At 74.3% G+C, this 8,899-nt stretch carries 11 protein-coding genes; 6 read left to right on the forward strand and 5 right to left on the reverse strand.

The window, feature by feature from the left end; genetic code table 11:
* From ACFXPX_RS06210 to ACFXPX_RS06220, 3 genes are all read left to right on the forward strand, one after another.
* Positions 1-204: an MbtH family protein gene (locus tag ACFXPX_RS06210; protein WP_375897473.1), complete on the forward strand. Its 204-nt coding sequence runs from the start codon at positions 1-3 to the stop codon at positions 202-204.
* A 35-nt stretch (positions 205-239) separates the two neighbouring features.
* Entirely contained in the window at positions 240-752 is a 513-nt protein-coding gene (locus ACFXPX_RS06215; protein ID WP_380530687.1) for a GNAT family N-acetyltransferase, read from the forward strand.
* 84 nt (positions 753-836) lie between these two features.
* Positions 837-1,364, forward strand: coding sequence for a DinB family protein (locus ACFXPX_RS06220; RefSeq protein ID WP_380530684.1), 528 nt, complete (start codon positions 837-839; stop codon positions 1,362-1,364).
* Here the strand turns inward: ACFXPX_RS06220 and ACFXPX_RS06225 are convergent.
* Complete coding sequence (locus ACFXPX_RS06225; protein WP_380589392.1) at positions 1,351-2,727, reverse strand: MFS transporter; 1,377 nt, start codon at positions 2,725-2,727, stop codon at positions 1,351-1,353. The genes ACFXPX_RS06220 and ACFXPX_RS06225 overlap by 14 nt on opposite strands.
* Entirely contained in the window at positions 2,724-3,368 is a 645-nt protein-coding gene (locus ACFXPX_RS06230) for a TetR/AcrR family transcriptional regulator (RefSeq protein WP_380639764.1), read from the reverse strand. Before ACFXPX_RS06230 ends, ACFXPX_RS06225 begins: the two co-directional genes overlap by 4 nt.
* A 74-nt stretch (positions 3,369-3,442) precedes the next feature.
* Here ACFXPX_RS06230 and ACFXPX_RS06235 point away from each other — a divergent pair, with 74 nt between their 5' ends.
* Positions 3,443-3,622 (forward strand): hypothetical protein, encoded by a 180-nt coding sequence (locus tag ACFXPX_RS06235; protein WP_380530675.1) that lies wholly within the window; start codon positions 3,443-3,445, stop codon positions 3,620-3,622.
* Positions 3,623-3,661: 39 nt separating this feature from the next.
* Here the strand turns inward: ACFXPX_RS06235 and ACFXPX_RS06240 are convergent, their stop codons facing one another.
* Positions 3,662-3,838 carry an antitoxin gene (locus tag ACFXPX_RS06240; RefSeq protein WP_380530672.1) on the reverse strand — a complete coding sequence of 59 codons (177 nt, stop codon included), beginning with the start codon at positions 3,836-3,838 and terminating at the stop codon, positions 3,662-3,664.
* 147 nt (positions 3,839-3,985) lie between these two features.
* Here ACFXPX_RS06240 and ACFXPX_RS06245 point away from each other — a divergent pair, with 147 nt between their 5' ends.
* Together ACFXPX_RS06245 and lpdA are read left to right on the forward strand one after the other, a co-directional pair.
* Entirely contained in the window at positions 3,986-5,578 is a 1,593-nt protein-coding gene (locus ACFXPX_RS06245) for a M28 family metallopeptidase (RefSeq protein WP_380530669.1), read from the forward strand.
* A gap of 275 nt (positions 5,579-5,853) precedes the next feature.
* Positions 5,854-7,260 carry a dihydrolipoyl dehydrogenase gene (gene lpdA, locus ACFXPX_RS06250; protein ID WP_380639766.1) on the forward strand — a complete coding sequence of 469 codons (1,407 nt, stop codon included), beginning with the start codon at positions 5,854-5,856 and terminating at the stop codon, positions 7,258-7,260.
* A 64-nt stretch (positions 7,261-7,324) separates the two neighbouring features.
* Here lpdA and ACFXPX_RS06255 read toward each other — a convergent pair whose 3' ends face one another.
* Together ACFXPX_RS06255 and ACFXPX_RS06260 are read right to left on the reverse strand one after the other, a co-directional pair.
* On the reverse strand, positions 7,325-8,056 hold the full coding sequence (locus tag ACFXPX_RS06255) for a sigma 54 modulation/S30EA ribosomal C-terminal domain-containing protein (protein ID WP_380639768.1): 732 nt from the start codon (positions 8,054-8,056) through the stop codon (positions 7,325-7,327).
* Between the two features lie 121 nt (positions 8,057-8,177).
* Entirely contained in the window at positions 8,178-8,516 is a 339-nt protein-coding gene (locus ACFXPX_RS06260) for a GNAT family N-acetyltransferase (RefSeq protein WP_380399378.1), read from the reverse strand.
* Positions 8,517-8,899 lie beyond the last annotated feature (383 nt).

An 8,899-nucleotide genomic window follows, 5' to 3' on the forward strand; every position in this document is an offset into this window, starting at 1 on the left:
ATGGACGAGAACACCCGCTTCCAGGTGCTGCGCAACGACGAGGAGCAGTACTCGCTCTGGCCGGTCGACCTCGACGTCCCGGCCGGCTGGCAGCCGGTCGGCCGGGAGGGCACCGAGGCCGAGTGCTCCGCCTACGTCGACGAGGTGTGGACCGACATGCGCCCGCGCAGCCTGCGCGAGCGCATGGAGAACGCCGAGGCCTGACCCGACCGTCCCACCACGAGGAAGAGGAGTCCGCCGTGACCCCCGTGCTGCACACCGAACGCCTGGAGTTCGTCCCCTACCGGCCCGAGGACGAGGACGCCTTCGTCGCCCTGCTCCGCGACGCGGAGGTCTGCCGCTGGATGGGCCAGGACCTGGTGCCCGAACCGCAGCTGCGCACGCTGTTCCGCGCGATCCTGAGCGATGTGTACCCCCAGCGGCTCTTCGACGTCTGGGGCCTGTGGCTGGACGGCGCCTACGCGGGCCACGCGGAGGTGAAGCGGACCGGGAACGTCGACGGGCACGAGCTGGTCGCCGCCCTCGCCCCCGGCTTCTGGGGCCGCGGCCTGGGCACCGAGGTGGTCCGCGGCCTGATCCGCTACGCCGCCGACGAGTTGGGGCTCAAGGAGGTCTACGGCCTGGTGGGCGCCGAGAACACGCCGAGCCTGGCGATGTGCGAGAAGCTGGGCTTCCGCCACCTGCGGGACTCGGTGGACGAGGACGGCACGGTGGCCAGGGTGGTGGTGGTCTCCACGACCGGCGAGGCCTGACCCCGGGCCCGGCCCCCGACCGGCCCCCGGCGTGCTCGGCCGCGCCGGGGGTCGCTGTCAGTGGTGGATGGCACAGTGGCGGCCATGACACTCATGCCTGACGGCCGGGCCTTCCCGCCGCCGCACGCCGACGAACGCGCCACGCTGGAGGGCTGGCTGGAGTTCCAGCGGGCCACGCTGGTGCAGAAGGTCTCCGGGCTCGACGACCGGCAGGTGCGGCTGGCCTCGGTGCCGCCGTCGACGCTGACGCTGCTCGGCCTGGTGCAGCACCTCACCGAGGTCGAACGCACCTGGTACCAGCGGGTGTTCGCCGGCCGCACGGTGCCGCCGGTGTACGGCCCGGAGAATCCGGACGGCTACGGCCTGGACGAGGCCCGGGGGATGACGGAGGCGCTGGCGAACTGGCGGGCCGAGGTCGAGCACGGCCGCGAGCTGGCCGGGGGAGCGCCGCTGGACTCACCGGGCCCGCTGGACCGGCGGATCGCCGGGATCGTCGGCTCGGACACCGTCTCGCTGCGCTGGGTCCTGGTGCACCTGATCGAGGAGTACGCCCGCCACAACGGTCATGCCGACCTGCTCCGGGAGGGCATCGACGGCGTCACGGGCGTCTGAGGGGCACCGGCGCCGGGACCGGCCGCGCGGCCGGGCGGGGGAGCCGCAGCGCCAGCAGGGCTCCCGCCGCCGCCACCCCGGTCGTCGCCAGGGCGACCGGGGTGAGCGCCGTGCCGGGTGCGGCACGGCCGGCGACGGTGGTGGCGAGGGCGATGCCGAGGGCCGGTCCGATGTTCATCACGGTCTGCTGGAGCCCTCCGGCGACTCCCGACTCGGCGTCCGCCGCACCCCGGACGACGGCCGAGGTCGCGGTCGCCATCACCGCGCCGAGGCCGCCGCCGAGCAGCAGGAAGCAGCAGCCGATCGCGGTGTCGCCCGAGTCCGGTCCGAGCCGGGAGGTGAGCAGGGTGCCCGTGGTGATCAGTGCCATGCCCGTGAAGACGGTGGCGCGCACGCCGTGACGCCTCGCCAGCCAGGCCGAGGCGGGCGCGCCCACGATCATCGCCACGGCGAGCGGCAGCCCCCGCAGGGCGTTGTGCAGCGGATCCAGCCCGAGCACCTCCTGGAGGAAGTAGGTCGCGGGGAAGAGCGTGCCGAGCACCGCCGCCGATGCCGCGAGCAGGACGCCGAGCGCCGGCCCGACGGCCGGTGAGCGGAGCAGGGCGGGCGGTACCAGCGGGCAGGCGGTCCGGCGCTCGTGCCGGGCGAAGGCGAGGGCGGCGAGCCCGGCCGTCGCGAGGCCGAGGACCGTCCCCGTCGACCAGCCGTCGGTCGGGAGGACGGCCAGGGTGTGCACCAGGCAGACCAGGGCGAGTGCCAGCAGTCCCGCGCCGGGCAGGTCGAGGCCGCCGCCGGCCGGCTCGGTACGGGCCGCGGGCACGGCGAGGGCCGCGACCAGCGCCGCGGCGGCGGGCAGCAGGCCGAGCAGGAAGACCGCCCGCCAGCCGAAGTGGGTGGTGAGCGCGCCGCCGACCAGCGGTCCGGCGGCGACCGCGAGGCCGAGGGCGGCGGTGCGCACGGCGATCGCGCGGGGGAGCAGGTCGGCGGGCCAGACGGCCCGCAGCATGCCGATGGTGGCGGGCTGGAGCAGGGCGCCCGCGAGGCCCTGGGCCACGCGCAGCGCGATCACCCAGCCGATGCCGGGTGCCAGGGCGATCGCGGCGGAGGTGGCGGCGAAGCAGACCACCCCCGCCACGAAGAGCCGCCGGTGGCCGTACCGGTCGCCGAGCCGCCCGGCGAAGACCAGGAGCGCGGCGACGGTGACGAGGTAGCCGCTGCTGGTCCACTGGACGGCGGCCAGGGAGGCGTGCAGGTCGCGCTGCAGGGTGGGCTGGGCGACCGTGAGCACCGTGCCGTCGACGGCGACCAGGACGGCGCCGGTGATGCTCGCGGCGAGGGCGAGCCCCCGGTGGCGGGCGGTCACCGGTCGGCCGGGCCGAGGTGGGCGGTCAGGGCGGCGCGCAGCACGGGTTCGATGCTGTTGCTGTTGCTGTTGCTGTTGCTGTTGCTGTCGCTGTCGCTGTCGCTGTCGCCGTCGCTGCCGGTGGCCAGGGCGAGGCTGCCCCAGCTGCGGAGTTGGGCCAAGCCGTGCAGGTTGGACCAGAGCGCGGCGGTGGCGGCGGTCGGGTCCCCGCCCTGCGGGTGGAGTTCGCCGACCAGGCCGACGAGGGTGCGGAACAGCGGCAGGGTGGAGCGGCGCAGTTCGGTGCCGCTGCCCTCCAGCAGGTCGTGGCGGAACATCAGCTCGAACAGGCCGGGGTTGGCCGCGGCGAAGCCGAGGTAGCCGCGGGCGAGGGCCTCGATCCGGGCCCGGGGGTCGGCCCCGGTGCCGGCGGCGAGGGCGTCGGCACCGGCCAGGGTGTCGGTGAGCCGGCCGAAGCCGTGTCGGGCGACGGCGGCGAGCAGTTCTCGGTGGGTGGGGAAGTAGCGGCGCGGTGCTCCGTGGGAGACCCCGGCGCGGCGGGCGATCTCCCGCAGCCCGAGGGCGTGGACGCCCTCCTCGGTCACCAGCTCGATGCCGGCGGCCACCAGCCGGGCGCGCAGGTCGCGGTCCTGTTCGGTCATGGACACTGTCTACCGGATCGCCGTAGACAGTGTCTACTCGCCGGGCCGCGGGTCCGCCGGGCAGAATCGCGGGCATGGACGAAGGCGGCGAGTCGGCCTGCTGGCTGGACCGGGTGTGCCCGGAGTGCGGGCGGTTGCGGGAGCGGCCCGGCCGGGGGCCGTGCGAGAACTGCGGCGCGGGCGGGGATCCGGTCGGTGCGGCGGACGGCGAGCCGGACGGGGACGCCGAACGGCCGGGCCGGGGCGACGCCTGAGCGCCGCCGCCGGCCCGGCCGGGCAGTGCCGGGGCCGCGCTACTGCGGCGGCTGGTCGCGGAACTGCTCCTTGAGCTTGTCCTGGGCGGTGTCGACCTGGCTCTGGTACTTGCCCTGGGTGCGTTCGTCGACGTAGTCGCCGGCCTTGTCGACACCCTTCTCGGCCTGGTCCTCGTGGCCCTTCAGCATGGCCTTGAGCTTATCCAGCATGGACATGTGGTCACCCTCCTGGATGAGACGCCCCCACCCCTCCAGGATCACCGCCCAGGGCGTCCCGCGCACCTCGCGGCCGCGCGGCGCCCTTGGCAAGGCGGTCCGCGTCCTGTCAAATCGTGAACCCACCGACCGTCGGAAGGAGTCGCCTTGAAGCCCCGCTCCCGTCACCGATCCCGTTTCCGGACGTCCCCGCTCGCCGCCCTGACCGCCGCCGCCCTGGTCGCCCCGTTACTCCTGGTCGGCGCGGGCAGCGCCAACGCCGACCCGGACCCGGCCCGCCGCGGCGCCAAGCTGGCCGAGCGGCTGGTCGGGGCCAGCAGCGCCGAGGACGCCCGGGACACCCTGGTCGCGCTGCAACGGTTCGCCGACCGCAACGGCGGTACCAGGGCGGCCGGTTCGAAGGGCCACGACCTGTCCGCGCGGTACATCGCCGAACAGGCGCGGCGGGCCGGGCTCAAGGTCTCCCGGCAGGACTTCGAGTACACCTTCTTCGACGCCCGCTCCCAGCGCCTGGACGTGCTGTCACCGAAGGCGGAGTCGGTACCGGTCCTGGCGATGACCTACTCGGTGAGCGGCCCGGAGGCGGGCCTGACCGCCGAGTTGGGCGTCGCCCCGGTGGGCGCCGCCACCGGCTGCACGCCCGCCGACTACCCGGCGGGCTCCGTCACCGGCCGGATCGCGCTGATCCGGCGCGGCGGGTGCAGCTTCGCCGAGAAGCAGGCGGCCGCGGCCACGGCCGGCGCCCTCGGGGCGCTGATCTACAACAACACCGACGGCGAGCTGAACGGGACCCTCGGCGAGCCCACCGCCGGGAAGGTCCCGACCGGCGGGATCGCCAAGGCGGCCGGCGAGGCGCTGGCCGCCCAGGCCGCCGCCGGGCCGGTGCGGGTGACCCTGGACCTCCGCACCTTCATGGAGCAGCGCAAGACCTGGAACGTCATCGCCGAGACCCGGGGCGGTGATCCGGCGAACACCGTGATGATCGGCGCCCACCTGGACTCCGTCCCGGCCGGGCCCGGCATCAACGACAACGGCTCCGGCGCGGCCGGCATCCTGGAGGTCGCGAAGAACCTCGGCACCCGGCCGGTGAAGAACAAGGTCCGGTTCGCCTGGTGGTCCGCCGAGGAGTTCGGCCTCAAGGGCTCCGAGGCGTACGTCAAGTCGCTCTCCGACGCGGACCGGAAGAACATCCGGCTCTACCTCAACTTCGACATGATCGCGTCCCCCAACTACGCGCAGTTCGTCTACAACGGCTCCGGCAGCGCGGGCGGCGGCGCGGGCCCGGAGGGCTCGGCCCAGATCGAGCGGTTCCTCACCGACTACCTGGACGGCCGCGAGCTGCCGCACGACCCGTCCGCCTTCAACGGCCGCTCCGACTACGGTCCGTTCATCGACGCGGGCATCCCGGCCGGCGGCACCGACACCGGCGCCGAGGTGATCAAGACCCCCGAGCAGCAGTCCCGTTACGGCGGCACGGCGGGCACCGCCTTCGACGCCTGCTACCACAAGGCCTGTGACGACCTGGACAACCTCGACCCGGCGGCCTTCGACGTCAACATCGACGTGATCGCCCACGCCGTCGGCACCTACGCCTGGGACCTCTCCTCACTGCAACGGCCCGTGCCCGGGCAGCGCCCGGCCGCTCGGGCGGCCGCCGGAGCGGGTACGGACACCCCGGGCGGCACCGGAGCCGGCGATGCCGGAGCGGGCGGCGCCGACGCCCACGCGGTGGCGGCCTGACGCCCGGGTGGGCCCGCTGCCGTCCTCGGGCGGCGGGCCCACCCACCGGCCGTGCGCACACCGTCCATCCGGCACCTCCCGTCGGCCATCGCCCCTGGTGGGTCAGGGTACGGGCCACCGTAGTGGACGCCACTGACAATCGGCCCCCGGCCCTGTACGGTGCCGCGCGGAGCGCATCCGCCGAGACCCGGTGGGTGCGCCGAGTCCGGTCCTGACACCATGGGACCGAGATCACGAGATCACGACACCGTGACACCCTCGGAGGAGTCAGCAACATGAGCACGCACTACGACGTCGTCGTCCTCGGCGCGGGCCCCGGCGGCTACACCGCCGCCGTCCGTTCGGCCCAGCTGGGCCTGAAGGTCGCGGTCATCGAGGCCAAGTACTGGGGCGGCGTCTGCCTCAACGTCGGCTGCATCCCCTCCAAGGCCCTGCTGCGCAACGCCGAGCTCGCCCACATCTTCACCAAGGAGGCCAAGACCTTCGGCATCAAGGTCGAGGGCCAGGTGACCTTCGACTTCTCCGAGGCCTTCAAGCGCAGCCGCTCGGTGGCCGACGGCCGGGTCAAGGGCGTCCACTACCTGATGAAGAAGAACGGCATCACCGAGTACGACGGCTGGGGCACCTTCGTCGACGACCACACCCTCCAGGTCGCGCTCAGCGGCGGCGGCTTCGACGTGGTCACCTTCGACCACTGCGTCATCGCCTCCGGTGCCACCACCCGCCTGCTGCCCGGCACCAGCCTGAGCGAGCGCGTGGTGACCTACGAGGAGCAGATCCTCACCGAGCAGCTGCCGGAGAGCATCATCATCGCGGGCGCCGGCGCGATCGGCGTCGAGTTCGCCTACGTGCTGCACAACTACGGCGTGAAGGTCACCATCGTCGAGTTCCTGGACCGCGTGGTGCCGTTGGAGGACGTCGAGGTCTCCACCGAACTGGCCAAGCAGTACCGCAAGCTGGGCATCGAGGTGCTCACCTCGACCCGGGTCGAGTCGATCGACGACAGCGACCCGAACGCCAAGGTGCGGGTGACCGTCAGCAAGGACGGGCAGCAGCAGGTGCTGGAGGCCGACAAGGTGCTCCAGGCGATCGGTTTCGCGCCGCGGGTCAACGGCTACGGCCTGGAGAACACCGGCGTCAAGCTGACCGACCGCAACGCCATCGCGGTGGACGGCCACGGCCGTACCAGCGTCGACCACATCTTCGCGATCGGCGACGTCACCGCCAAGCTGATGCTCGCGCACGCCGCCGAGACGATGGCCGTGATCGCCGCCGAGACGATCGGCGGGGCGGAGACCATGGAGGTCGACTTCGCCATGATCCCGCGCGCCACCTACTGCCAGCCGCAGATCGCCTCCTTCGGCTACACCGAGGCCCAGGCCCGCGACCTCGGCTACGACGTCAAGGTCGCCAAGTTCCCGTTCACCGCGAACGGCAAGGCGCACGGCCTCGGCCACCCGATCGGCTTCGTCAAGGTGATCTGCGACAACACCCACGGCGAGCTGCTCGGCGCCCACCTGATCGGCCCCGAGGTCACCGAGCTGCTGCCCGAGCTGACGCTGGCCCAGCAGTGGGACCTCACCGTCCACGAGGTCGCCCGCAACGTGCACGCCCACCCGACCCTGGGCGAGGCGGTCAAGGAGGCCGTCCACGGCCTCGCCGGTCACATGATCAACATGTGACGACCCGGACGTGCCGACGGTGCGGCCCCGCTCCGGCGGGGTCGCACCGTCGTGCCTTCCCCTCTCAGCCCCGGCCCGAGATCAGGCCCAACCGGCCGTCGAAGCGCCGGTAGAGCACCCGGCCCCGGCCGCCCGCCGGGTGGGCGAAGAACAGGAACGGCAGCTCCGCCCCCACCAGCCGCCGGACGGCCTGCCGCTCGGTGAGCGTCGGCGCGCCGTGCGGGCTGAGCGTGATCGGCGCCGTGCGGCGCCCGGACGGGCCGTCCGGCCTGGTCCGGGCCAGCCGGTAGCCGGTGGGGCCGACCCGGTAGAGCACGGCGTCGGTCTCGGTGGCCGGGTCGGTGAAGAGGTGGATGTCGTAGTCCATCGCGTCCATCGTCCGGGCGGCCGCCTCGGGCGTGCACCGGACCAGGGCCGGCTCCTTGCGGCGGACGATCCGGTCCGCACCCTCGGCGGCCACCGGGGGAGCGGGCGTCGCCGGGGCGGGCCACGGGCGCGGCGCCCAGCTGCCGGTGACGGACCGGATCCGGCCGAGCAGGGACTCGGCGACCCGGTCGAGCGAGGCGCCCGGCTCGGCGGCGGCCCGCTGGACCCGGATCCGCCGTCCGTCCACCTCGGCGTTCGCCTGCGCCAGCACCCCGCCGGCCACGGCGCTCAGCCGGATCCGCAGCGCCTCCACCAGCGTGCCGACCCCGCCGGCGAGGGCCTCACCCGCCGCGATCCGCCCCCGGGCCTCGGCCAGGGCCTCAGCCGCCGCGCCGCCCTCGAACGCCCCCACCGTGATCAACCCGCCCATCGCCCAGGCCCTTCCGCCGCCGCGCGCCGCGTCCCTCCGGCGCGACCGGCCACCAGGATCCCGACAGGCCCGGGGCGGCGGCCAGGGCCCAACGACCCCACCGCCCCGGGCCGGACAGGGCTTAGCTGTGCAGCTGGCCGCGCAGCCAGGCCTTGACCTCGGGGGTGACCTCGTCGGTGAGGTCCGCGAACTCGTGGTGCTTGGTCAGGAACTTGGCCACGTACGGGCAGATCGGCACGATGCGCTTCCCGGCGGCCCGGACGTCCGTCAGCGCCTCCTGGACCAGCTGCCCGGCCAGGCCGCGGCCGGCGAAGGCCTCCTCGACCAGGGTGTGGTAGAAGACGCGCTGCCCGTCGTGGTCCAAGTACTCGGTGAAACCGGCGAGTTCGCCGTCGACCAGGATCTCGTAGCGGTGCCGGTCGTCCGACCGCTCGACGACGGGGGTGCTGGGGGTGCTCATCGGGAAAGGCCTCTCACGGTGCGGGTACGGTCTTGCGGTGCGGGGGCCAGGTTAGCCCTGGCCGGGTGGGGCGGTCGGCTCCGGGCCGTGCCGGGTGCCCACCCCGCCGCGCCGCGCGAGGGGCCGGCCGGCTGGGCCGGACGGGTGCGGGCCGAGGGGCGAGGGGCGCCGCGGCCCTCTAACGTGGGCGCGACGGCGCCGGGCCCGGCACCGTCGCGACACCGGAGGAGAGCGGAGGGGCCGTTGCGGGTGCGTGCCGCGGAGGCGTTCGGGCCGGCCCGGCCGCCGTCCGACCCGGGGCCCCAGCTGCCGGTGCTGGTCCGGTACGGGCACCGGTCCTGGCTGATCCCCGCCGTGCTGCTGGCGGCGGTGGTGGCCGTGGA

This window comes from Kitasatospora sp. NPDC059146, assembly GCF_042786665.1.
Lineage (GTDB): Bacteria > Actinomycetota > Actinomycetes > Streptomycetales > Streptomycetaceae > Kitasatospora.

Coding starts and splice junctions, on each gene's coding strand:
- lpdA (WP_380639766.1), top strand. CDS start 5,854: ATGAGCACGCACTACGACGTCGTCGTCCTCGGCGCGGGCCCCGGCGGC.
- ACFXPX_RS06260 (WP_380399378.1), bottom strand. CDS start 8,516: ATGAGCACCCCCAGCACCCCCGTCGTCGAGCGGTCGGACGACCGGCAC.
- ACFXPX_RS06255 (WP_380639768.1), bottom strand. CDS start 8,056: ATGGGCGGGTTGATCACGGTGGGGGCGTTCGAGGGCGGCGCGGCGGCT.
- ACFXPX_RS06230 (WP_380639764.1), bottom strand. CDS start 3,368: ATGACCGAACAGGACCGCGACCTGCGCGCCCGGCTGGTGGCCGCCGGC.
- ACFXPX_RS06240 (WP_380530672.1), bottom strand. CDS start 3,838: ATGTCCATGCTGGATAAGCTCAAGGCCATGCTGAAGGGCCACGAGGAC.
- ACFXPX_RS06235 (WP_380530675.1), top strand. CDS start 3,443: ATGGACGAAGGCGGCGAGTCGGCCTGCTGGCTGGACCGGGTGTGCCCG.
- ACFXPX_RS06210 (WP_375897473.1), top strand. CDS start 1: ATGGACGAGAACACCCGCTTCCAGGTGCTGCGCAACGACGAGGAGCAG.
- ACFXPX_RS06220 (WP_380530684.1), top strand. CDS start 837: ATGACACTCATGCCTGACGGCCGGGCCTTCCCGCCGCCGCACGCCGAC.